The following is a 23,243-nucleotide window of genomic DNA, read 5'->3' as shown; positions in this document are numbered from 1 at the left end:
GAAAAGTGCGCTGATAATCAGGAAAGACGGTTTTACATGGAAATGGCCAGGAAATTTGGCTGGTCCTTTCGCGTTCTGGTGCATCAAATAGAAACTCAGGCGTTTCAAAATTATTTAAAAAGCCAGACCAATTTCAGTCGAACCATTCAGAAAAAGTGCCAGTCTCAGGCCTCCCTGGCTGTGAAGGATGAATATGTGTTTGATTTTCTGGAGGTCAGCGAAGCCCATTCTGAAAGGGAATTAGAAAAAAATTTACTGGAACATGTGCGTCAGTTTTTGATCGAAATGGGCGGTTATTTTGCTTTTATTGGTAATCAGGTTCGACTGGAAATAGAAGACGAGGAATTTTTTATTGACCTTTTGCTGTATCATCGAGCTTTACGCTGTCTGGTGGCGATTGACTTAAAGACGGGTAAATTTAAACCGGAATATGCAGGTAAGATGCAGTTTTATCTATCTGTGCTGGATGATCGCGTCAAATTAGCGGAAGAAAATCCTTCGATTGGCATTATCATCTGCCAGAATAAAAATCGTACCATTGTCGAATATACTTTAAAAGATGTAGGAAAACCCATAGGCGTTTCTACCTACAAAATGCAAAAGCAATTACCGGAACAATTGAGTAAATATTTTCCCACACCTGAGGAATTTGCCGAGAAATTAAAAGGGCTTTTCCCCGAGGGTTAGTCATATTAACAAGGAGAAAATTATGTGTTTAGCCATTCCTGGGAAGGTGATAGAAATTTTTGAGGAAGCTGGGCTTAAAATGGGCAAAATCGATTACAGTGGAACAATTAATAAAGCCTGCCTGGCTTACGTTCCAGAGGTTAAAGTTGGACAGTACGTTATCGTACACGCAGGTTTTGCCATTTCCGTACTGGACGAAGATGAAGCGGAGGAGGTCTTTCAAACCTTTGACGAACTGACCGAAGCCCTGGAAAAAGATGGTTATAACGTGGAAAGTGAACCGCTTTCCAAAAAGAAAAAAGAAAAGAAGAAATCTTCTGAATAGGTGGGGGAGTCGTGAAATATATTGACGAATTTCGTGATCCGGAGCTTGTGAAATCTCTGGTGGCTCAAATACAGCGTGTTGTGACGCGTCCCTGGGTAATTATGGAGATTTGTGGTGGACAAACACATTCCATTCTGAAATTTGGTATTGATCAAATGTTGCCCGGGGAAATTGAATTAGTACACGGGCCCGGGTGTCCGGTTTGTGTAACACCGCTGGAAATGATCGATCAGGCCATTGCCATTGCCAAAATGCCCAATGTTATTTTTACCTCTTTTGGGGATATGTTACGGGTGCCGGGCAGCCATTCGGATTTGTTCCAGGCGCGTTCCGAGGGGGGCGATGTGCGGATGGTTTACTCGCCCCTGGAAGCCCTGAAACTGGCCAGAGAAAATCCGGATAAAGAAGTAGTCTTTTTTGCTGTTGGATTTGAAACCACGGCGCCGGGTAACGCCATGGCCATTTTGCAGGCGCAACGTGAGGGGCTTAGCAATTTCAGTGAACTGGTAAGTCATGTGCTGGTACCACCGGCCATGGAAGCTCTGCTCAATTCGCCAAACAATCGCGTTAATGCCTATCTGGCCGCCGGTCATGTCTGTACGGTAATGGGCTGGTGGGAATACGAACCTATTGCGCAAAAATACCACGTCCCCATTGTACCCACCGGTTTTGAACCCGTAGATCTATTAAAAGGCATCCTGGCTGCCGTTAAACAACTTGAAAAAGGGCAAGCGCAGGTGGAAAATCAATATGGCCGTGCGGTTAAACGCGAAGGTAACAAAGCTGCACAGGCTGTCATAAATCAGGTATTTCAAATATCGGATCGCAAATGGCGGGGAATCGGAACCATTCCCAGAAGTGGTTACACCATTCGACCGGAATTTGAAGCCTACGACGCAGCTTTAAAATTTGATGTGGGGCACCTGCAAACCGAAGAACCAGAAATTTGCATCAGCGGCCTGGTACTGCAAGGCTTAAAAAAACCGCATGAATGTCCGGCTTTTGGCAAGGAGTGCACACCGCAAAACCCGTTGGGTGCTACCATGGTTTCCAGCGAGGGGGCTTGCGCTGCCTATTATCGCTACCACAAAGCACGAACCGCGTAAGGAGACAATACCTATGCCCGAATATGATTTTAGCCAATTTTCCTGCCCATTGCCCAAAACGGATTACAAAACCATTCAGATGGCCCATGGCGCTGGGGGCAGACTCTCTGCCGATCTCATCGAAAAAGTGTTCTTGCCGGTGTTTGGCAATCCCACATTAAATGCCCTGGAAGATCAGGCGCGCCTGCAGTTTGATGGACAGAAGCTGGCTTTTACCACAGATTCGTTTGTGGTAAGCCCTATTTTCTTTCCTGGAGGCAACATCGGAGAACTGGCCGTCAACGGAACGGTAAACGATGTGTGCATGAGCGGAGCCATCCCAAAAGTGTTAAGCGTGGGGTTTATTCTGGAAGAAGGATTTCCTATCGCCGACCTGCATGAAATTCTGGTTTCCATGCGTCGGGCTATGGACAAAGCGGGCGTGCAGATTGTAACCGGCGACACTAAGGTGGTTAACAAGGGCTCGTGCGACAAGATTTTTATTAATACCAGTGGGGTGGGCATCATTCCGGCGGGCGTTGACGTCAGCGCCCGAAATATTCGACCGGGAGACCGCATCATCCTTTCCGGTAGTATTGCCGACCATGGCATGGCCATCCTTTCGGTGCGTGAAGGCCTGTCATTTGAATCGACTATTGAAAGCGACACGGCTTCTTTAAATCGTCTGGTTCAAGCCATGCTTGACGTGAGTCAACAGATCCATGCCATGCGCGATCCTACACGAGGCGGTCTGGCTACCACGCTGAATGAACTGGCACGAACTTCTAAAGTTGGGTTTAAAATTGAAGAAGAGCGCATCCCGATTAAACCGGAGGTGCGTTCAGCCTGCGAAATTTTGGGCATTGATCCCCTTTACGTGGCTAATGAAGGTAAGTTGGTGGCCATCGTTCCTGAGCAAATAGCCGAATCCATAGTTGAAGCCATGCGTCAGGTTGAGGAGGGCAGAGAGGCCGTTGTTATCGGTCAGGCTGTAGATGAACATGCAGGAAGGGTCGTTATGAAAAACATGTACGGCGTGGAACGCATTATCGACATGCCCGTAGGGGAACAACTACCCCGAATCTGTTGAAAACAAATTGTAAATTCCTGTTAATGATCGTAAATGGGGCCATGTAAGAAAATCTCCAACACAAATGGTAATCCTTCCCCCTCTCCCAGATTTTTATTCTGGAAGAGGGGATCGAGGGGGTGAGGGCTAATTCGTGAAATGGCTTCTGCTGTTGGAGGAGTAAAGTTAAGAGTATATGAGTGTAAGAGTTAAAGGGTTCCGGGGCACTGGCCACTCATTATTTAAAGGAGTTTTTTGGTTGCGGCTGTGCTGCCTTAATAATTAAATCCGCGTGAAGAAATCAAAATTTTCGCTTTGTAAAGGCTCTCCTTGCAAAAAATATTGGAAACAACTACATTTGCAATAATTCAATATTCGAGGGAAATAGTTTGGCTAACCGGCAACCAACAATCATTATTCTGACTATCTCGGATTTATTTTACGAAGCCAATTTGCATCGGAAGGTCAAAACACTGCTTGACCAGGGCTTTCGTGTACGTCTGTTCTGCTCTTACAATCCTAATTTGAACAAAGAGTTGTGGGCAGACGTGGAACTGGTACAAATAAAATTACGGTCGAGTCCCACCGTTTTGCGCTTTTTTCAGTTCTGGTTCAAGGCAACCTGGTGGCTGTTAAAGCAAAAAGCCGATCTGTTTATTGCGTACGATTTTTTACCCCTTGTTCCGCTACGCATTAAATCTTTTTTCCAGAACTGTAACTACATTTACGACAGCGTGGAACTGGTTTCTGGATTGAATTCGCTGGTAAAAAGGCCCGTCCGACGCTTCTTTTTCAGGATGGTGGAGCGCTTTGGCGTAAGCAAAGCCTGTGCGGCCTTCACCGTGTGCGAATCTGACACGAAAGCATTGAAAAACACCTATCCGCATTTGAATGTGGCCGGATTTGTGCGCAATATTCCGTACTGGCAGGAATATCCACGTACGCAATTTCTACGTGAACAATTTCAGATTCCATCTAACAAAAAGATTGGCATCTACCAGGGCATGGTTTTTGAAGGTCGCGGCCTGCCTGAAATAATTCAGGCTTGCAGTCACATTAAAGAAGTAGTGCTGGTCATTGTTGGTGATGGTCCCTTGCGCCCGGCGATGGAAAAACAGGTAGAAAAACTGCAGATGTCAGAGCGGGTTATTTTTACGGGCATGGTACCCTTTGATCAACTGGCGAATTACACGTATTCCGCTGATTTTGGTTTTACAGTCATTACAGGGCAGGGATTGAGTTACTACCACGCACTTCCCAATAAATTGTTCGAGTACATACAGGCCCAGATTCCTGTGATTGGCAGTAATTACCCGGAAATCAGCAAAATAATCGAAAAAGAACAAATCGGTTTTGTAGTAGATCCTAAAAATGTCAATGCCTTGAGCGAGGCTGTCCGTAAAATAATCAAAGATGATGTTTATCAGGAATTAAAGAAAAACCTGCGGCGCGTCTCTAAAAAATACACCTGGCAGGAGGAATCTAAAAAATATATTGAGCTGATTGAACGGGCTTTATCTGGAAAATAAGATGCTCATTGTAGCCAACATTTTTAATAAATCCACAAACGTAGAAGCACGTCCATCCCTTTGGGGGGGGAGTACAAAATCGAAGAATGTCCACATTGAATTTTTAATATTGGAATATTTCAACGTTCTTGCGGAGACCACATCAGTAGTTCAAACGAATCTCTAAATAGACCGCGCGCTCCAAAATTTTCTTTAAATTTTCCTAATCCCCAGTTGGGCTCCATATTAACTGTAAAAATACCAAAGTCGTAAAAATGGTAACCCTCTTTTACCGCCCATTGAAAAATGTGGTAAAAAAGATTGTTGACCGAGCGATATTGCTGGTACTCTTTGTTGTCGCTGATGTAAAAAGCCAACACCACTCGGGGCGTGCAAATAAAATTAACCACACCGGCAATCATCTTGTCGCCAAGGTAGGCAGCCCACAGATGAATGCGATCGGGAAAGAGCTGCGCCAATTTCTTTAATTCTGCTAAAGTGTGGGTGGGCGTAACGTTGTGGCGTAATTTTAGATTTTGTTTCAAAATTTCGTAATACGTGTCGTAGTCATCGGAAAGGCGGATTTCGATACCAGATTTAATGGATTTTCGCGTGGCCGTTCGCGCCTCGCTCTTAAAAAGATTAAGGACCTGATCCGGATTAGCAGGCAGTTGCACAACGCTGGAAATTTCCCGTTTCAAATAGCGAAATCCGTTTTGCAGCATGGCAAAATCGATGTAATTGGAATAGCGATTCATGTAAACAATGGGTGGTAGGGTAACTAGGATGCGCGTGAAACCGTGCTCCCGGGCATATTCTTTCAAGGTTTCCACCAGGTCAAAAGCTTCAGCAATGCCCATATCGCGATAAACAAAGCCGCCGTAAGAAGCGCCGCGATGTGAATACAAAACCCGATCCTTATCCATTTCCATTTCGATGGCCGGTAGAACGGCCCTGATTGAGTTTTTCCGTTTAAAAATCAACGAATGATCGGTAAAACGATCGGCTGGGTGGTAGCTCAAAAATCGGCGTGTGTGGAAGATAGTGCCGTTGTCCGCCTGCCAGACATAATCGTCCCACCATTTTTCATCTTCTGCGCTAAATCGACTAACCGTTAAACTCATGCGATTTTGTCCCTCAAAACATTTGTATTTTTATTCTTTCAATTACTCAAGTAATCTGCCATATTATAGATTAAACATAAACCTAAGGTGCTTTACAATAAGAATTAGCTGTCTGATATGCTTTCTCATTTTTCTTTTGATCGTTCTTCTTGTTTTGCAACCAATGGAAAACGTTCTGGATGTTCTATGATTTCTAAACTCAAATCAACATCAAGAAGAGGCCAATAAAAGTGTCCCGGAGATAATTCAACTACATTAAATATGGATGCAACAGGTTGTTCTTTAAACCATGGAAAATCTTCAAAAGATAAAAAATATTCTTTTCCACGAGTCCAAAGCCAGATCCCATGAATTGATATATTTGTTACTTCAACTAAAATATTTTTTCCATTTTTTAACGATTTCTTCATAATGTTCCTCAATCAACAATTCTATTTCTTTTAATTGTTGTCTTTTTAAACGATAATTTTTTGCTAATTCAATTTCAGGTTCCAACCAGAACTTAGCTTCACCTTCGTTTGAGATTACATGAACGTGAATTCGGGACTCTTCTCTTGAAAAAAAGAAAAATCTTTATCCAGCTTTTTTTAAAGATTGTTAGACTCATTTTTCTCTCATATTTCTACTAATTTATTACAAATTGGTTTGAAATAGTATTTTTACAAACAATTTTTTCAAAAACCTTTCTTAAACATTAATCTCCTTCCTCGCATAATTCTTTTAAAGCCTGGTTCATCTTTTTCATGCCAGCCAGGTAACTGTACTCAAACCGATTGAAAAACCACCAGCCTACCAGACCGCTAAAACGTTGTTCATATTCCATGGTAGTTTCATCCCCTGCCGAGGATAATTTTATAATGTGCTCTGTGTCGTAAATGCCAGGTAAAAGAGCACGTTTTAACCAGCGTAGTTCTTTGTTTTCAATGATCTTTTTAAAAATTGAACGAAACAGTTTGGGCTTTTCACCAGGGGCTTTTAAAATGAATGAAAATTTTTCTCCTTCATCTAATTTGCCTTTCGCATAAATAATAAAGGGATTCCAGGTGGCGTAAAGATTTACCTCACGAAGGATTTGCCAGATTTTTTCCGGCTTTGCATTGATTACAATTTTTGTTTTGATTTCTTTCACTTTCTAAATCCTGATTGAATTTTCAATTAAATTAAAGGTTTAATGTGTGCAATTCAAATGGATTTATTTTTTGAAACCTGTGAAAAATCGGGATAGCCTCTTGCATTCTTAACTCGAACTTTAGTTCGAACAACCACATCTCAAGCTAAAGCATGAGTTACGCCTGTAATCCACATCTCAGCTAAAGCTTGAGTTACGGAAAATTGTTAAAAATATTTAACAATTGTTGTATCTATTTGATTTACTCCACATCTAATTCAAAGAGAAATTTGGAGGTTGAATAGATGGATCGATTACACATTGAATATGATTGGTTAAAAGAAGTAATTCCTGAAGGAATTAGAGTACCATCAAGTATTTTGATCAGTGGACCCGGGGGCTCAGGTAAGCCTCTACTTGCAGGAATGTTGCTTGCTTCGTGGTTGAAGCAAAATGGTTCAGTTATTTATTTTTTAATTAACAGCGATAAAGACTATGTGCAAAAAATATTTTCAATTTATGACATAGATATCAGGGATTATGATGATCGGTTCTATTTTGTAGATTTTGATCCAGAGGTTGAAGAAGCGATAGAGATTTCAAAAAATCATCTCAAAATGAACTTGTTGAATCCTGAAAACTGGACTTTTGCAATTAATAAAGCCAAAGAGAATATTGATATTTCTAAACATCCGCCCATTGTTTTCGGTGCTGCGTTAAATATTTTATTTTTTTCTCTAACTTATAGAGAGCAATTATTTAAATTTTTTTATAATTTGTTTCAAAATCAGACTAATTGTCTTTTTACCATAAGTAATAATGTGTTTGAAGAAAAAATGCAAAAATTGGAAGAAGCTGCTGATAATCTAATTCTTACTTATTCGGGTAAGAACCTGGAATTGCATCTACAAGTAATCAAAATGAAAGAGGTAGATTTTAAGAAAAAAGATATTGTGGTTCCTCTTTCAGAACAGGAGTTACGCAACATAAGGTCCGAAGCCGAGCGAATGCGAAAACATTTAATTCCAACCTTAAAAAAGATTTAGCTAAAAATATTTAGGAGTGATCATGTTACAAGTTGTTGTAAATTGCAAAGATCTGGAGTGGCAACCGGCTGATGGATATCCAAAAGGAACAATGACAAAGGTTTTACGCGATGATCACGGGCATAAAACCATGTTATTAAAATTACCTCCAAATTTCCGAATGGAGTCTCATACGCATACTGTTTTAGAACAGCATTATGTTTTAGACGGAAGTTATGAAATTGATGATCAAAAATTTGAAGCAGGAACATATCAGCTAATTCCGCCAAATTTAACACACGGACCATTTTATTCAAAAGATGGAGCTACTTTACTGGTAATTTGGGATCCGATTACGAAATAATTTTGTTCAAATAAATAAAGCATTGCCTTTAGGGGACAAAAAATGTCAGATTCCATTTTTCGAATCGTATGCCACTTTACGGCTATTGGGATCAAAGAGATCCCGGCTGAATCTCTGGAGCAGGCTATTGAATTAGCCAGTTCTAATAAGTACGAGTTTAAGCAGATCGATCGGATTGAACAGTGTACAGTCGATCGGGAACGGTCGAGGTTGATTGGCGAAAAAGGATTCGACAAAGCAAAACCAAAAGAATATTTGAGCTGGGGTAGCGAATAATTCTTAATGATTAATTCTGGGTAGTTGAAATTAAGCATCAACCTGTACTTATTAAGACAGGAAAGGAGAATAGTATGTCAAATGTTGAAATCACTCGCGAAGATGTTCTGAAATCCATTGAACATGTTGAACATCCTGAAATTCGTGCCACGTTAATTGAACTCGGAATGATTTTAGATGTAGCAGTTGACGGAAATCAGGCACGTGTTGCCATGGCTTTACCTTTGCTCGGAATTCCTGATGTTGTTCGTAACGCATTGGTTGAAAGCATTCGTAAGTCCATAGAAAAATTAGGCTTAAAATTTGCAGTTGATTTTTTTGAGATGACACCGGAAGCAAGAGACAGGTTCTTCGCTATTTCTAAAGCTAATTGGAAGGGCGCTATTTAATTTTAGAAGCAAAAAGGGAAATTCATTGCGTTTTAACCATATTGGTCTTGTAAATAATGACGAAGAAAAGGCTCGCGAGTTTTATGGCCAGATTTTAGGTTTTGAGGAAGTAAATGAGTTCAATGTAAGTCAAACTCTCTCCAAAAAGCTTTTTGGGCTCGATGGAGAACTAAAAGTTTTGCTGTTTGTTAAAAGTGATTTAAAATTGGAAATTTTTATTACGGAGCAAGGCGTTACTCAATCACCGGTAATAAATCATGTTTGCCTTGAAGTTTCTGATCCTGAAGAATTGTTGGAAAAATGTGTACGATCTGGTGTCGAAGTTATTAAAATTCAACGAAACGAAAGACCATTGATCTTCATTAAAGATTTTTCAGGAAATTTGTTTGAAATCAAAGCGCTAAGCAAAACAGGTATTAAATAAAGCAAGAGACTGTAGAAAATGAAACGCTTTAATCTCGTGCTTTATCCGGATGCTGTGCTACGCAAAAAAGCAGAAGAAATTAACAATATCGATGGCAAAGTACATCAACTGATCAAGGCCATGACCCAGATCATGTATACTAATAATGGTATTGGTCTGGCAGCGCCACAGGTTGGTTATCTTCAGCGCATAATCATTGCCGATGTTGGTGATGGCCTGCTCACTTTGATTAATCCGGAAATTTTGCAAAAAGAAGGAACAGACTACAAGGAAGAAGGTTGCTTGAGTTTACCGAATATCAATGTTGGTGTTAATCGTAGTTTAAAAATCAAAGTTAAGGCATTTACGCCTGACGAAAAAGAAGTTCAATTAAATTTAACCGGATTAAAAGCACGTGTTATTCAGCATGAAATTGATCATCTCAATGGTCGATTAATTATTGATTACACAACCACTGCAGAACGATTAAAATTGAAAGATCGATTAGAGGAATTAGAAAGACGCTATCAATTCAATATAATTTAAACAGGGAACAGGGAAGTTGACTTCGGAAATTTTAGCGGTCATTGACCAGGCTGCCCAAATGATTTATGAGGCAAAATATGTGGTGGCTTTTACTGGCGCCGGAGTCTCAGTTAAAAGCGGTTTACCTTTATTTTCAGATTGGCCTGGTTTCGACCCACAAATATTGGATATCAATTATTTTAAACAGAATGCTCTGGATGTTTGGCGAAAATTCACGAAATTTTTCTACCCGCTTTACCTTAATGCCCAACCTAATGAAGCCCATCTTTTTTTGAAGAGAATGGAAGAGGAACGATGGATTCGGGGAATTGTTACTTTGAATATGGACGACTTACATCAAAAAGCCGGAAGTCAGAATGTCAAAAATATTTGCGGAATGGTTCAAAAGGTGGTTTGTTTAAAATGCCAGAAAAAATATTCTATTGACACAATTGATTTGACTCACCTCCCCCCAACTTGCCCGGACTGTGGTTCAGTTTTAAAACCGGATGTTTTGTTTTATGGTGATCTTCTTCCTGATCCAGAATATAAATTGGGCATGAAAGAAGCCAATCGGGCAAAAATGATGTTGATTATTGGAATTTCCGGTACAATGATGCCAGCATCCGTAATTCCCCTGTTTGCCAAACAAAGACGTGGTGTACCGATTATTGAGATCAATATTAACCCAACCATTTACACCAGTCAGGTTACAGATATTTTTATTCCGCTTCCGGCCGAACAGGGATTAAAATTATTACTTGAAAGACTGGAAACATAGTCTAATTAAAATCAAGAGGCTACGCTTTTCCTTTTAACTCTTCGATGCGTTGCCGAATATCGGTGATTTCTTCTTCCAGTTCTTCCTTCAGGGCAGATAGTTCTTCAAGATATTCTTCCAGCCACTCCAGCTCTTCTTCTTTGCTCGGACGCCTGCGCCAACCCGGCTGAGGAAAGCCCATCATGGGGCCAAATCCAAAGCGCCAGCCCCAGAAATGCCCGGGGAAAAAATTCCAGTGAAAATGTCTTCTTTTAGCCATTGCGACCTCCCTGCTCGTGCTTTATTGCAATATTGTGCAATAATTTAATGAGAGGCGACAAGAATTGCAAATGGGGAGCGTAAAGAAGTAAAACTTCCTGTAGAAGGCAGCAGTGTGGTAAAGAGATAAGACTTCTGCAAAATTGCATTAATTGTCATTCTGAGCGAAGCGAAGAATCTTATAAGTTAAATAAAAACAGTGGATTCTTCGTATTCCCGATTCTCAGGACTCTTCAGAATGACAGCCACAGTTTAATTTTTCAGAACTCTATGGTAAAGAGACAAGTAAGGAGTGAAAAGGAGGAAAAGAAATGGTGCAACGCGCCTGTGAAAAATCCGCTGTGCAGAAAATAAGTCCCGTCACTGGCAACACCATTTTCTCCAAAATCGTAGCGCCGCGTCCCTGAGTCGCATTGGCTCGTTACTAAATGGAATTACAATGCCCCCTATTTCCTTTTCAGCTATTTTGGGGTGAAAGTAATAGGGGAAGGTCGCGTAGCAAAGAGGTCGTCCCATTATTGAAAATTCTGACTTTCCTATCTAAGGCAGCACAGCCGCAACCAAAATTAACCGCAGCGAGCACAAAGATTTCAAAAAAAATATAAAATTTATTGACATGTAAGGCGAAAACTCAGCAAAGCTGCACAATTTGCTCCCCCTTCCCTTTATTAAAAGAAGGGAAGGGGGGCGGAGGGCATAGCCGTCAGGCTAAGCTTCCAAATTTATTAATATTAATAACTTATTCATATTACTTACCGTATGGTTATGTTTAAAGTTAATAATATTTCAAATGACGTTGGGTTTTGCTTTCGTTTCTCAAGAATATGATAGTTCCGACTTATATTGTAAAATTTTAAATTAAACCTTTTTAAACTATCTACATTTATTAACAATTCTAGTCCTTCTTTTTCTAACATTTTAACTATGGTCTTGTAACTTTTAATTATACTCAATGCTTTTTTTCATATCTGTAAAGCATTGTAGATACTTGAGTAATGATTTGCCAGCCTAAAACGATTAACAGAAGTTTGGAATAAAAATAAAGTTCTAAGCACGCTTTTTTAACCTTCTTTATTTTGTTAATCTCCACAATAGATTTCCAGGTTTTGAAAATTAATTCTATTTGCCATCTTAATCTGTAAAGCGACCAGATCTTTTCCTTGGGTATTTGTTCTGGAGTTGTATTGGTTAAGAATAAATTAAAATGAGCTCTTAGCTTTACTTCTTGTTTAATTGTACCACGCTGCTTCTTTTGGTTGACTGCTTTATGTTTATTTATTCTTTTTTTTATAATTTCTTCTGGTAAAAGATAAATAAGCAAACGATCTTTGAGTTTTTGACTGCCAACATAAACCTCTTTTTCCAAAATGGTTAAGCCTTTCTTTTCCATTTCTTTTTTCAATGCGGAAAACTTAATCTCCTGATATTCATTATTTTTAAATTCATACACCTTGGTTGCTACGTTTAAACGGCTTACATAATAGGCCTTTTTCTTCTGTATGGCTTTTAAGACTTGTATGTTCATATAGCCAAGGTCTCTTACGATTAAATCTTTTTCTTTTATTTCATTGAGTGTGTTCTTTGAATTGGTTGCATCTTGATCATTAAATGGATGGAGTGATAAATCAAATATTCCGCCATTCAGGTAATCAAATTCAAATTGAAATCTTACCGCTGCAGAAGAACCGCCGCCGCCACTGCCAGGATAATACCGGCTTAATTCTTCATTTATCTGAAATGACGTGGAATCTTTGATTAAAATACGGTTAAAATGTTGTGAATATTTATAATCTTCATCGAGTCTTTTGTTTAATGCTTTTCCTATTACCTCTTTCAAAAAGCATACAGCCTGATCATTTATGCGTTCATCAATACTTTGTTTACTAATACTGATGTTATGATTAATCATGTAATCCACTACAATATCATTTAAACTCTTTGTTTTTAAGTTCTTTGCATGAAATACCATTATGTCCAAAAAATTTTTTGCAGTTATTTTACTTCCAGATCGTTGACTAAATTTTGTCTTTTTGGCTAATTGTTCGATTTCCTCTTCGGAAATAAAACTCTCTGTTAAATGCTCATGATTTTGGCCAATTTTCTTGAAAATGTTTGCAAAGTCTCTCGTAATACCATCGTTGAAAAAACATTCAAAAAAAATAGCTATCCTATTGATATTTATTGCTTTATTTGTTATATTTCACTCAGGAAAATTAACAGAATTCCAGGCCGATTTCCTCGTGTCATCGGCCTTTTAAAAAAAAGAGGAGGTATTATGAGAATCATAAAAGCCCTCACCAGGAGGGCCTACTTTTTTTAATAAATATTTTGTTTTTAATTTTTGTGTGGTTCTACCTTAATATACAAAAAAAAGCTAAATTTACCAAGTTTAATTCGTTATTATTCAAGGTTTTAAATACTTAGCATGACGGCTATGGCCTTAGTCCCCTCCGGAGGAGGGGAAAATCCAGAGCTCCCCTTCTGGGAGGGGTTGGGAGTGGGTTCTCTTGTAATGAAAAAAGAAAAAAGATTAAAGATGAAAGCTGAAAGTAAAAGTAAAAAGTAAAAAGTTAAAAGGGGAGATGGGGGGATGAAGGTAACCATCGTTTTCGACAATACGAGGACCAGAGAGGACGTAATGGCCGACTGGGGTTTTGCCTGTGTTATTGAAACCAAAGAGAAAACCATCTTATTTGATACCGGCGCCGATGGTCACATTCTAATGCACAATTTACGAGTTCTGAACATCGATCCGAAAAGTATTGATGTAGTGTTTATTTCGCATAACCATTTCGATCACATTGGCGGGCTTTCGGCTTTTTTGAATGCCTGGAGTCGGGTTACCGTTTATGTACCGGAAACATTGCGTGGCCTGCGAAAAGCGCAAAAAGTGGTTCACATCAATGATCAGCCTCAATACCTGGAAAAAGATATTTTTACCACCGGCGAATTGGAAGGCATCGAGCAGGCGCTGATCATTCCTACCCAAAACGGGATGATGATTTTTGTCGGATGTTCTCATCCGGCTATGCGTACCATACTGCACAGGGCTCAGACTTTTGGTCCGCTTTACGGTATTTTAGGAGGCTTACATGGTTTTAATCAATTTGAACTATTTGCTGATTTGCAATTTATTTGTCCCACTCATTGTACACAGCATCTAAAAGAAATTAAAGATCGTTTTCCAGACAAGGTGGTGGAAGGCGGAGTAGGAAAAGTTTACGAAATTTAAAACGAGAAAAGGCTAAAGGAGTAGGCATGGAACTCAGGAATCCTTTTATTCTGGTCCCTTTAAAATTAGGTTATGCCGATGCATCGGGTAAGATCAACGAAAAACATATTCGTTTTTATGAAGAGCGTAGTGCGTATTTGGGCGCCATAACCATTGAACCGTTGTATCTGGACAGGGGATTGCGCGAAATCCCCACACAAATTGGTATTGACCACGATGACAAGCTACAGGGTTTGAAACGTCTTACAAAAGGCATCCATGCCCATGGCGCAAAAGTCATTGCCCACCTGAACCATCCCGGGCGCATGGCCAATCCTAAAATTCCCGGAAATTACTTTGTCTCATCAACCGATAAGCCCTGCGAAAACGGTGGAGCCGTTCCTCAAAGAATGGATCAGGCGGATATGGATCGTGTTTTAGACCTTTTTTCCCTGGCCGCCCGTCGCGCCCAGGAGGCAGACTTCGATTACATCGAACTGCAGATGGGGCATGGTTACTTGCTGGCTCAGTTCATTTCTCCGGCTGTAAACGATCGTAATGATGAATATGGCGGGCCTTTCGAAAATCGCATTCGTTTTCCGTTGCAAGTTCTTGAAGCCGTACAAAAGGCCTGTGATCTGCCGATTATCGTTCGTTTAAGCGGCGATGAGATGATTCCCGCAGGCATCAAGGTTCAGGAAATGATTGCTTTATCTCAAATTCTGGAAAAGAACGGCGTAGCGGCCGTGCATGTTTCCGCGGGCACCGTGTGCTCCACACCGCCCTGGTTTTTCCAGCATATGTTTGTACCTAAAGGCAAAACATGGGACCTGGCCCGGCTGATCAAACGGGAAGTGACAATTCCGGTCATTTTTGTGGGCAGAATTAATCGCTTTAATGACATTGATCGTTTGCGTTCTGAATATAATGCCGATTATTTTGCCGTGGGACGCGCACTGGTGGCCGATCCGCTTTTTATTGGCAAGTATTTGGGCGAGGTCAAAGGAGGTATGCGTCCCTGCCTGGCCTGTTCCGAAGGCTGCCTGGGCGGCGTAAAAGGGGGACGTGGATTGCATTGCGTGGTCAATCCTCTGGTAGGTGAAGAATTACCGCCGCTTGAAAAGGCGACAACATCTAAAAGAATAGCCGTTGTGGGCGGCGGCCTGGCTGGAATGCAGGCAGCCATTACCCTGGTCCAGCGCGGTCATCAGGTTGATCTGTTTGAAAAAGAACAACTCGGCGGACAATTTAATCTGGCCTGGCTACCGCCTAAAAAGGAGTCCTTAAAAAGTATTGTCGATTATTTTATCGATCAAATTCGCCAGCAGAATGTCCATCTTATTTTAAAAGAGGCTACACCACAGGACATCATCCAGGATAGTTATGATGCCGTTATTCTGGCCACAGGAGCAAAACCGAAAGTTCCGCCCATTAAAGGATTGAAAGACTATTACTGGGCCGAATTCCTCAAGGATGAAAACCTGCCGGAGAACAAAAAGGTGGTGGTAATTGGAGGCGGATTGATCGGTATTGAAATTGCCAGTAAACTGGTGGACCATGACAATGAAGTCATCATCATTGAAATGTTGGATGAAATTGCCCGCGGCATGGAGATGATCGAAAAGGCCATGACCTTAAAAAAATTAAAAGATCATCAGGTTCCTGTGTACACAGAAACCCGCGTGGAAGAGATTGACGGTCAACAGGTTAAAATTTCCGGAAAACAGAGGATGGTCATCGATCATGTCGATAAGATTGTGCTGGCCACGGGTATGGAGCCTTTCAATCCCATGGAAAAAGCGTTAAAAGATAAAATGCCCGTTCATGTTATCGGGGATGCCCATCAGGTAGGTAAGGCACAGGATGCCATCCGCGAAGGATTTTTAGTGGCAGCAAACATTTAATAACCGGAGGATGCCCATGCGTTTACTCATGCTTTATTGTACCAAATTTGCCTTCAAAACCAGTGTTAAAGGACTCGATCAGGTGGAGGAGCGCAGAGAAGAAAAACAGTTCGAAAATGCCCTTGTGGGTTTCATTCATGTTGAGCCGGAAGATGAGGCGAATCTTTCCAACGTACAGACTAAACTGGTCAAAAACTTAAAATGGGCCGCCCGAAAAAATGACACGAATCGGATTGTGTTGCATTCTTTTGCCCATCTTTCTGAAAAAAAAGGTGATCCAGAATTGACGCAAGCGATTTTTAACAATGCCGAGGAACGCCTGAAAGGGGCCGGCTACGAAACGGCCCAGACCCCTTTTGGTTATTTTCTGGACATTGATGTTCAGGCCCCGGGCCATTCGTTTGCACGGCTTTACAAGGAGTTCTAACTTTGGAGCAACCCTACCGCGAAGCCGCCAGGATCATCGCTCAGGCTCGGAACCTGATTGTCTTTACCGGAGCCGGCATTTCAGTGGAAAGCGGCATCCCGCCGTTCAGAGGGCCTCAGGGCCTGTGGAGCCGCTATGATCCGATGATGCTGGAAATTGGTTACTTTCGACAGAATCCCTTGCAGTCCTGGCAGCTCATCAAAGAGATATTTTATGATTATTTTGGCCAGGCCCAACCCAATCCCGCGCACCAGATTCTGGCCGATTGGGAAAAGAGAGGATTGGTTAGAACCCTGATCACGCAGAATATCGATCATTTGCATCAAATCGCAGGCAGCCAGAATGTAATCGAATTTCACGGAACTTCGCGTTACGTCATCTGCGATCAATGTCATGAGCGCCAGGAGGCAGGGAAGATTAATCTCAATAAACTGCCTCCAATCTGTTCGTACTGTGGCGGGCATCTGCGGCCGGATTTTGTGTTCTTTGGCGAACCTATTCCGGAGCCAGCCAACACACTGGCCTTTGCAGAGGCCGAAAAAGCCGATGTCCTGTTGATCATTGGCACAACCGGGGAAATCATGCCTGCCTCATTGATTCCTAAGATGGCCCACGCACGGGGCGCTACCATCATTGAAATCAATCCGCAGCAGAGCAATTTTACTTCTGAAATTACCAAAATTTTTATTCCCGAAAAAGCGAGTACTGCCTTAAAACACCTGAACGCCATTTTAAAAGCCGCTGATTTTGAGAGGAGTGATGACGCCAATGCAAAATAAACCGCGGTCATGGAAAAATTCAATGATCAAAGCAGCCCGTAATGTCAGTCAGGCATTACCCATCATAACGGGCGTTTTGCTACTGTTTGGTTTGTACCGCGCATTGTTGCCTGCGCACTTCATTCAAAACGTGTTCAGTGGACAATGGATCACAGACACGGTGATCGGAGCGATAATGGGCAGTGTATTTTCCGGTAATGCCCTGAACAGTTACATTATTGGCGGTGAACTCTTAAAAGAAGGGGTAAGCCTTTACGCGGTTACAGCTTTTCTGGTGACCTGGGTAACCGTTGGTTTGGTTCAGTTTCCTGTTGAAGCGGCTGTTTTGGGCAAACGATTTGCCCTAAAACGAAACCTGCTCAGTTTTTTGCTAAGCTTTTTTGTAGCGCTGGCCACGGGTTTAACCTTTGGGGTATGGGGATAATACGATGGCGCAAACCGAAAATCCAACTCCCAGGGGAAAGGGAGGCCTCTATTTTCTATTGATCGTCGTGATCGCCTACCTTTTGCTGGCTCTGTTTGTCCCGCAAAAGGTCTCCGGCGCCCTCCGCATCAGCGCCGGACTGTTATTAGAGATTATTCCCGTTCTTTTGTTTGTCATGATAATCATGGCTCTCATCGATTTTTATTTAAAGCCCGGGCAAATAAAAAAGTGGATGGGCAAAGAGTCTGGCGCTAAGGGCTGGCTCATTGCCATTGCATTTGGAATTATTAGCCATGGTTCCATTTACGCCTGGTATCCACTATTAAAAGAATTAAAAGAGCAGGGCATGCGAGAAGGGTTAATGGCAACTTTTATTTACTGTCGAGCTATTAAAATACCCTTCATTCCTCTGTTAATCTATTATTTTGGACTGAAATTCTTTGTGGTTTTGGTCTTTTACATGATCATCAGCTCTGTTTTAGAAGGGCTGATTATTGAACGGTTTTAAATAGAGGTAAAATCATAAAATGTACAAATATCTGTTTGGACCAGTTCCTTCCAGACGCCTTGGTAGTTCGTTGGGGATTGATTTGATCCCCCTTAAAACCTGCACACTCAATTGCATCTATTGCGAATGTGGCAGGACAACAAACTTAACGCTGGAAAGAAAAGAGTGGGTTCCGGTTGATGGCGTAATTGCAGAATTAGAACACTATTTTGCGCACTCCCCGCAACCAGAATTTGTCACTTTTTCCGGTTCGGGTGAGCCAACTCTGCACAGTAAAATCGGAGAAATTTTAAACTTTCTCAAAGAACAAAAAGGCCATTATCAAACCGCTGTTTTAACCAATGGTACGTTATTGTTCGATGCAGAGGTCAGAAGGGCATTGTGTGCTGCCGACGTGGTCATCCCTTCGCTGGATGCGGCCCGCGAAAAGACATTTAAGCGCATCAATAAGCCTCATCCGGCTTTAAAGTTGCCAGGCATTATTGATGGAATGATTCAGTTCCGCAAGGAGTTTTCTGGAAAAATGTATCTGGAAATTTTCATTGTGCCGGGCATTAATGACAGGCCTTCTGATTTGATAGCTTTAAAGGAAGCGATTCTGGCCATTAAGCCCGATCGTGTTCAATTGAATACACTCGATCGCCCCGGGCCTGTGTCCTCAATCCGCGCAGCTACCCAAACCGAATTAAAAAGCATTCTGGATTACTGGCAGTTACCACAGGTCGAAATTATCAGTCGGGCGGCGCAACGGGAAAAATCAGCAGCCTTTCGTCAGGATATTGAATCGGCTATTATGGAAACCATAGCCCGACGTCCCTGCACACTGGACGATTTGCAAAAGATACTTGGCCTGCACATCAACGAAATCAATAAATATCTGGATATTCTGGAGCAAAAGGGCAAAATCAGAGTGGTGCAACAAACAAGAGGATTCTTTTACAGACTGAATTAAGGATTTTGTATCGAAACCATTGAAAGTTCATCAAAAGGTTAAAACAAATTTTAAGAAGGAGAATGTAATGAAGATTGCTGTGGGTACGGATGATCTGAATACCATTCGTAGCGGACATTTTGGTGAAAGTCGCTATTACAAAATTTTTAAAATAGAAAATGGACAAATCCAATCCCAGGAAATACGGGAGAATCCCTTTGTCCAGAATGAAACAGCCAACCATGAGCACGGGCAGGCTAAAAACATCATACAATTGTTAAACGATTGTGATGTGTTTTTAGCCCGCAGTATGGGCATGCATTCAATCCCCAAATTGGTTCAAAAAAGTAAAAAACCTTTAATTACCAGGATCAATAGTATTGATGAAGCCCTTGGCCGATTACTTTCTGGAGATTATGAAGATTTTAAATGTTTTGATCCTGAAAGCATGAAATTCACAACCTGTAACGGGAGACTCTAAAATGCTGGATCAATCGGTTTCTAAAGTAGAAGTAAAGGGGCTTACGGCACGCTTTTACGATCAACTCTTAAATTGGGGAAGCTTTGGCAAATATGAACGCTTTTTGAAAGAGGCCATCGCTAAAATGAATATTCAGCCCGATGACGCCATCCTGGACCTGGGTTGTGGCACAGGCAAAAATGATTGTCTGATGGCCCAATACCTGGGGGAAAACGGACGCATTGTCGGAGTGGATATTGGTCAGGAAATGGCTGCCCAGTTCGAAAAAAATTGCGGGAAATTACCTAATGTTACTTTGCACCGCCAGAGCATTCTGGAGCCTTTGCCCTTTAAAAATGAGTTTGACAAAGTTTTCACCTCTTTTGTCTTACATGGTTTTACTCAGGAAAACCGAAAAAAGATCATTGATAATGCCAGACGGGCGTTAAAAGATGATGGTCAACTTGTTGTGCTTGATTTTAATGAATTTGACCTTGAGGAAAAGCCATTCTGGTTTAGAATCGGTTTTAAAATCATTGAATGTCCTCTGGCCTTTGAATACATTACCATCAACTGGAAAGAGCAGTTGCAACAATGGGGCTTTGAGTTGTTTGAGGAAGAGCGCTGGTTTTTTGATACTTTACGATTGTTCAAAGCCAGAAAAATACTGGCGTAAAGTCTTTAGTAGCCCATTTCCCTTTGCGTCCCTTTTGAAAGTAGCTCACACTCCAGGCAAAAAAATAGAGGAAGAGCAGATTTTTTGCCCTTTGATAAAGCCAGAAACGTGTTCTGCAAGATGTAGATTTTTGTGATCTAAAACGTTCTTTCACTGGTTATTGTTTAATCTTTTTTTGCCATTCCCTCCTTACTGTTTTTTTTCGCTGAACTGAGTTTCAACCTTGCTTAAATTTAGAGGCTTGCTTATATTTGTAGTTCTAAAATCAAATTGCAGCAGTTCAGCAAATAAAGGAAGGAAACGATTTTATGGCACCTGTTATTCGCATTAATGAATCGGCGCAGTACGAAAATCAGGAAGTAACCATTAAGGGCTGGCTTTACAATAAACGTTCCAGTGGTAAAGTGCGGTTTTTGCTAGTTCGGGATGGTTCGGCAATCATTCAATGTGTGGTGGTTAAAAGTGAAGTTTCTGAAGACGTTTTTGAGAAAACGGATCAGATTACCCAGGAATCATCTATTATTGTTACGGGTAAATTAGTGGCCGACAAACGGTCGCCGTTGGGCTATGAAATGCACGTGACAGATCTGCAAATTGTTCAGATCGCCAAAGATTATCCCATTACCAAAAAAGAACATGGCATCGATTTTTTAATGGATCATCGCCATTTATGGATTCGTTCCAGACGTCAGCATGCCATTTTACGCATTCGCCATGAGATCATCAATGCAGCCCGGCAATTTTTTAATGATCGTGATTTTATTCTGGTTGATTCACCCATTTTTACGCCCAATGCGGCAGAGGGCACGACCACGCTTTTTAAAACAGACTATTTTGGTTCGCCGGCCTACTTAACCCAGAGTGGGCAGTTGTACGCCGAAGCTGCATGCATGGCTTTTGGGCGCGTTTACTGTTTTGGACCGACTTTTCGTGCTGAAAAGTCTAAAACCAGGCGCCATCTGACCGAATTCTGGATGATCGAGCCGGAAGTAGCCTATTTCGATTTACAGGATGACATGCAATTGGCCGAAGAATTTGTTTCGCATATTGTGCAATCCGTTCTAAAAAATAGAGCCGAAGAACTGAAAACCCTTGAGCGCGATACGCGTATTCTGGAAAATACCGTTCCGCCTTTTCCTAAAATTCATTATAACGAGGCTGTAGAAATACTTAAAAAACATGGGGTTGATTTCCCTTACGGCGATGATTTCGGCGGGGCAGATGAAACGATCTTGTCTGAGGAGTTCGATAAGCCGGTGATAATTCATCACTATCCGGCTGAAGTAAAGGCTTTTTACATGAAGCGCGATCCGGAAGAACCGCAATTTGCGCTGGCTATGGACATGTTAGCGCCGGAAGGTTACGGTGAAATCATTGGCGGCTCGCAGCGCGAAGATGATTACGACACGCTTTTGCAACGAATTCGTGAACACAACCTGGACGAAAAAGCCTTCGAGTGGTACCTGGATTTAAGAAAATACGGTTCCGTTCCCCATTCCGGCTTTGGACTGGGCATTGAACGCACCGTAGCCTGGATTACCGGAACCAAACATGTGCGTGAAACCATTCCGTTTCCGCGATTACTACAGCGTATTTACCCATGATGCAGCGATTCATTGGCGTGATCGGCGGCCGCGACAGCACGCCGGAAATCCGTGAAATTGCCTATCAGGTAGGAAGATTAATTGCCAGCCATGGCTTTGGCCTGGTGTGCGGCGGCCGAGGCGGGGTCATGGAAGCTGCGGCCAGAGGCTGTGCGGAGCAGGGCGGGCTTACCGTCGGCATTCTGATGGGGGAGGAGCGATCCGAAGCGAACCCCTACATTCAGGTGGCTATTCCTACGGGATTGGGGCTGGCCCGGAATCTTATAGTAGTACGCGCAGCCGATGGTTTGATAGCCATTAACGGGAAATACGGAACACTTTCAGAAATTGCCTTTGCTCTGCAGTTGCGGAAACCTCTAATTGGTATTAAAACATGGCAGTTAGAGCCTGCAATGCCAACAGCGCAAACAGCTCAGGAAGCCATAGAAAAACTTTTAGCATTGTTGCCATGAAACGATCGTTACGCATTATTGTTAAGGGCCGGGTTCAGGGAGTTGGATACCGCTGGTTTGCCCGGCAAGCGGCCCGAGAATTGGGAATCAATGGTTTTGTGCGAAATTTACCGGAGGGTCATGTGGAAGTGGTGGCCCAGGGTGAAGAAGAAGTTTTGAATCACTTTATTCAGGAGCTCAATCGTGGGCCGGCTTTTGCCCATGTTGTTGACATGGACATTGAAGAGTTAGAGCTCCCTACGGATCGCTATCAATCGTTTGAAATCGCTTTTTAAATAAAGGAAGGAATCCATGCAAAAATCGGTAGAACGTATTAAAGAAGCCATTCGGGATGTACCGGATTTTCCCAGGAAAGGTATTCTTTTTAAAGACATTACTCCGGTTCTTCAGGATGCGGAACTCTTTTCCCTGTCCATTGATCTTTTCGTTGAAAGCCTGAAGGACAGCGCTTTTGACCTGGTGGCTGCAGTGGAATCGCGGGGTTTTATTTTTGGAGCAGCGCTGGCCTTAAAATTGAATAAAGGGTTTGTACCGATCCGTAAACCTGGTAAGTTGCCTTACAAAACGTTTAAAGAAGAATATGAACTGGAATATGGTACAGATGCCCTGGAAATTCATCAGGATGCTGTAAAACAGGGGCAGAGCGTTTTATTGCTGGACGATCTGTTGGCAACCGGAGGGACGGCGATGGCTGCTGCCAGACTCATTGAGCAATGCGGTGGACATGTGGCAGGCATTCGTTTTTTGGTAGAGCTTACCTTTTTGAAAGGGATTGAGAAGCTGAAAGAATATCAGGTTAAAACACTCATTAAATTTTAATCCGCGCATAGCGAAGGGTTCAATTCATTAAAATTGGAATTTAATAGTCAGAGTAATAAAACTTTGACTGGATAAAATTAGTTAAGTTTAAAGCGGAGGGTGCCATGAAAAGCATTATGGT

At 41.9% G+C, this 23,243-nt stretch carries 31 protein-coding genes; 25 read left to right on the top strand and 6 right to left on the bottom strand.

Annotation, left to right across the window (positions count from 1 at the left end; genetic code table 11):
- The 5 genes from ACWB0I_RS06190 to ACWB0I_RS06170 all read left to right on the top strand — a co-directional run.
- On the top strand, window positions 1-687 hold a 687-nt coding region (locus tag ACWB0I_RS06190; RefSeq protein WP_479387173.1), incomplete at its 5' end, for a PDDEXK nuclease domain-containing protein.
- A gap of 22 nt (window positions 688-709) precedes the next feature.
- Window positions 710-1,012, top strand: coding sequence for a HypC/HybG/HupF family hydrogenase formation chaperone (locus ACWB0I_RS06185; protein WP_479387172.1), 303 nt, complete (start codon window positions 710-712; stop codon window positions 1,010-1,012).
- A gap of 11 nt (window positions 1,013-1,023) precedes the next feature.
- A complete protein-coding gene (gene hypD / locus ACWB0I_RS06180) occupies window positions 1,024-2,118 on the top strand; it encodes a hydrogenase formation protein HypD (protein WP_479387171.1) in 1,095 nt (364 codons plus the stop codon).
- A gap of 13 nt (window positions 2,119-2,131) precedes the next feature.
- Window positions 2,132-3,187, top strand: a complete 1,056-nt coding sequence (hypE, locus tag ACWB0I_RS06175) for a hydrogenase expression/formation protein HypE (RefSeq protein ID WP_479387170.1) — start codon at window positions 2,132-2,134, stop codon at window positions 3,185-3,187.
- Window positions 3,188-3,555: 368 nt separating this feature from the next.
- Window positions 3,556-4,695 carry a glycosyltransferase family 4 protein gene (locus ACWB0I_RS06170; RefSeq protein ID WP_479387169.1) on the top strand — a complete coding sequence of 380 codons (1,140 nt, stop codon included), beginning with the start codon at window positions 3,556-3,558 and terminating at the stop codon, window positions 4,693-4,695.
- Between the two features lie 119 nt (window positions 4,696-4,814).
- Here ACWB0I_RS06170 and ACWB0I_RS06165 read toward each other — a convergent pair whose 3' ends face one another.
- The 4 genes from ACWB0I_RS06165 to ACWB0I_RS06150 all read right to left on the bottom strand — a co-directional run bounded on the left by ACWB0I_RS06165 (window position 4,815) and on the right by ACWB0I_RS06150 (window position 6,927).
- Window positions 4,815-5,798 (bottom strand): peptidoglycan bridge formation glycyltransferase FemA/FemB family protein, encoded by a 984-nt coding sequence (locus ACWB0I_RS06165; protein WP_479387168.1) that lies wholly within the window; start codon window positions 5,796-5,798, stop codon window positions 4,815-4,817.
- A gap of 125 nt (window positions 5,799-5,923) precedes the next feature.
- Window positions 5,924-6,208 carry a DUF2442 domain-containing protein gene (locus ACWB0I_RS06160; RefSeq protein WP_479387167.1) on the bottom strand — a complete coding sequence of 95 codons (285 nt, stop codon included), beginning with the start codon at window positions 6,206-6,208 and terminating at the stop codon, window positions 5,924-5,926.
- Window positions 6,168-6,323, bottom strand: coding sequence for a DUF4160 domain-containing protein (locus ACWB0I_RS06155; RefSeq protein ID WP_479387175.1), 156 nt, complete (start codon window positions 6,321-6,323; stop codon window positions 6,168-6,170). Before ACWB0I_RS06155 ends, ACWB0I_RS06160 begins: the two co-directional genes overlap by 41 nt.
- Before the next feature lie 169 nt (window positions 6,324-6,492).
- A complete protein-coding gene (locus ACWB0I_RS06150) occupies window positions 6,493-6,927 on the bottom strand; it encodes an SRPBCC family protein (protein WP_479387166.1) in 435 nt (144 codons plus the stop codon).
- 284 nt (window positions 6,928-7,211) lie between these two features.
- On the opposite strand from ACWB0I_RS06150, the gene ACWB0I_RS06145 reads away from it, so the two are divergent.
- The 7 genes from ACWB0I_RS06145 to ACWB0I_RS06115 all read left to right on the top strand — a co-directional run bounded on the left by ACWB0I_RS06145 (window position 7,212) and on the right by ACWB0I_RS06115 (window position 10,669).
- Complete coding sequence (locus ACWB0I_RS06145; RefSeq protein WP_479387165.1) at window positions 7,212-7,952, top strand: ATPase domain-containing protein; 741 nt, start codon at window positions 7,212-7,214, stop codon at window positions 7,950-7,952.
- Window positions 7,953-7,974: 22 nt separating this feature from the next.
- Window positions 7,975-8,295 (top strand): cupin domain-containing protein, encoded by a 321-nt coding sequence (locus ACWB0I_RS06140; RefSeq protein ID WP_479387164.1) that lies wholly within the window; start codon window positions 7,975-7,977, stop codon window positions 8,293-8,295.
- 42 nt (window positions 8,296-8,337) lie between these two features.
- Window positions 8,338-8,571, top strand: a complete 234-nt coding sequence (locus ACWB0I_RS06135) for a hypothetical protein (RefSeq protein ID WP_479387163.1) — start codon at window positions 8,338-8,340, stop codon at window positions 8,569-8,571.
- A 74-nt stretch (window positions 8,572-8,645) separates the two neighbouring features.
- Window positions 8,646-8,960, top strand: coding sequence for an iron-sulfur cluster assembly protein (locus ACWB0I_RS06130; RefSeq protein ID WP_479387162.1), 315 nt, complete (start codon window positions 8,646-8,648; stop codon window positions 8,958-8,960).
- A gap of 25 nt (window positions 8,961-8,985) precedes the next feature.
- On the top strand, window positions 8,986-9,384 hold the full coding sequence (locus tag ACWB0I_RS06125; protein ID WP_479387161.1) for a VOC family protein: 399 nt from the start codon (window positions 8,986-8,988) through the stop codon (window positions 9,382-9,384).
- A gap of 18 nt (window positions 9,385-9,402) precedes the next feature.
- Window positions 9,403-9,909 (top strand): peptide deformylase, encoded by a 507-nt coding sequence (gene def / locus ACWB0I_RS06120; protein WP_479387160.1) that lies wholly within the window; start codon window positions 9,403-9,405, stop codon window positions 9,907-9,909.
- Window positions 9,910-9,925: 16 nt separating this feature from the next.
- A complete protein-coding gene (locus tag ACWB0I_RS06115) occupies window positions 9,926-10,669 on the top strand; it encodes an SIR2 family NAD-dependent protein deacylase (RefSeq protein WP_479387159.1) in 744 nt (247 codons plus the stop codon).
- A gap of 19 nt (window positions 10,670-10,688) precedes the next feature.
- On the opposite strand, the gene ACWB0I_RS06110 is transcribed toward ACWB0I_RS06115, so the two are convergent.
- Both ACWB0I_RS06110 and ACWB0I_RS06105 read right to left on the bottom strand, forming a co-directional pair.
- Window positions 10,689-10,928 (bottom strand): hypothetical protein, encoded by a 240-nt coding sequence (locus ACWB0I_RS06110; RefSeq protein WP_479387158.1) that lies wholly within the window; start codon window positions 10,926-10,928, stop codon window positions 10,689-10,691.
- A gap of 948 nt (window positions 10,929-11,876) precedes the next feature.
- Window positions 11,877-12,989, bottom strand: a complete 1,113-nt coding sequence (locus ACWB0I_RS06105; RefSeq protein WP_479387174.1) for an IS4 family transposase — start codon at window positions 12,987-12,989, stop codon at window positions 11,877-11,879.
- A gap of 528 nt (window positions 12,990-13,517) precedes the next feature.
- Between ACWB0I_RS06105 and ACWB0I_RS06100 the strand changes: the two genes are divergently transcribed.
- The 13 genes from ACWB0I_RS06100 (at window position 13,518) to ACWB0I_RS06040 (ending at window position 23,122) form a co-directional block, all read left to right on the top strand.
- A complete protein-coding gene (locus ACWB0I_RS06100) occupies window positions 13,518-14,159 on the top strand; it encodes an MBL fold metallo-hydrolase (RefSeq protein WP_479387157.1) in 642 nt (213 codons plus the stop codon).
- A gap of 26 nt (window positions 14,160-14,185) precedes the next feature.
- Window positions 14,186-16,042 (top strand): oxidoreductase, encoded by a 1,857-nt coding sequence (locus tag ACWB0I_RS06095; RefSeq protein ID WP_479387156.1) that lies wholly within the window; start codon window positions 14,186-14,188, stop codon window positions 16,040-16,042.
- A gap of 16 nt (window positions 16,043-16,058) precedes the next feature.
- Entirely contained in the window at window positions 16,059-16,469 is a 411-nt protein-coding gene (locus ACWB0I_RS06090; protein WP_479387155.1) for a threonyl-tRNA synthetase editing domain-containing protein, read from the top strand.
- A gap of 2 nt (window positions 16,470-16,471) precedes the next feature.
- Complete coding sequence (locus ACWB0I_RS06085; protein WP_479387154.1) at window positions 16,472-17,248, top strand: SIR2 family NAD-dependent protein deacylase; 777 nt, start codon at window positions 16,472-16,474, stop codon at window positions 17,246-17,248.
- Window positions 17,249-17,270: 22 nt separating this feature from the next.
- Window positions 17,271-17,672 carry a permease gene (locus tag ACWB0I_RS06080; RefSeq protein ID WP_479387153.1) on the top strand — a complete coding sequence of 134 codons (402 nt, stop codon included), beginning with the start codon at window positions 17,271-17,273 and terminating at the stop codon, window positions 17,670-17,672.
- A 4-nt stretch (window positions 17,673-17,676) separates the two neighbouring features.
- A complete protein-coding gene (locus ACWB0I_RS06075) occupies window positions 17,677-18,180 on the top strand; it encodes a permease (RefSeq protein ID WP_479387152.1) in 504 nt (167 codons plus the stop codon).
- 19 nt (window positions 18,181-18,199) lie between these two features.
- Window positions 18,200-19,132, top strand: coding sequence for a radical SAM protein (locus ACWB0I_RS06070; protein WP_479387151.1), 933 nt, complete (start codon window positions 18,200-18,202; stop codon window positions 19,130-19,132).
- Between the two features lie 67 nt (window positions 19,133-19,199).
- Window positions 19,200-19,592 (top strand): NifB/NifX family molybdenum-iron cluster-binding protein, encoded by a 393-nt coding sequence (locus ACWB0I_RS06065; RefSeq protein ID WP_479387150.1) that lies wholly within the window; start codon window positions 19,200-19,202, stop codon window positions 19,590-19,592.
- Between the two features lies 1 nt (window position 19,593).
- A complete protein-coding gene (locus ACWB0I_RS06060; protein WP_479387149.1) occupies window positions 19,594-20,247 on the top strand; it encodes a class I SAM-dependent methyltransferase in 654 nt (217 codons plus the stop codon).
- 308 nt (window positions 20,248-20,555) lie between these two features.
- Window positions 20,556-21,851 carry an asparagine--tRNA ligase gene (gene asnS, locus ACWB0I_RS06055; RefSeq protein ID WP_479387148.1) on the top strand — a complete coding sequence of 432 codons (1,296 nt, stop codon included), beginning with the start codon at window positions 20,556-20,558 and terminating at the stop codon, window positions 21,849-21,851.
- Window positions 21,848-22,303 carry a TIGR00725 family protein gene (locus tag ACWB0I_RS06050; protein ID WP_479387147.1) on the top strand — a complete coding sequence of 152 codons (456 nt, stop codon included), beginning with the start codon at window positions 21,848-21,850 and terminating at the stop codon, window positions 22,301-22,303. Before asnS ends, ACWB0I_RS06050 begins: the two co-directional genes overlap by 4 nt.
- Entirely contained in the window at window positions 22,300-22,578 is a 279-nt protein-coding gene (locus tag ACWB0I_RS06045; RefSeq protein ID WP_479387146.1) for an acylphosphatase, read from the top strand. The genes ACWB0I_RS06050 and ACWB0I_RS06045 overlap by 4 nt, the downstream gene beginning before the upstream one ends.
- Window positions 22,579-22,594: 16 nt before the next feature.
- Entirely contained in the window at window positions 22,595-23,122 is a 528-nt protein-coding gene (locus ACWB0I_RS06040; RefSeq protein ID WP_479387145.1) for an adenine phosphoribosyltransferase, read from the top strand.
- Window positions 23,123-23,243 lie beyond the last annotated feature (121 nt).

Source organism: Caldithrix sp., assembly GCF_056497305.1.
The sequence above is the reverse complement of the archived record's forward strand: the minus strand, read 5'-3'. Positions and strand labels throughout refer to the sequence as shown.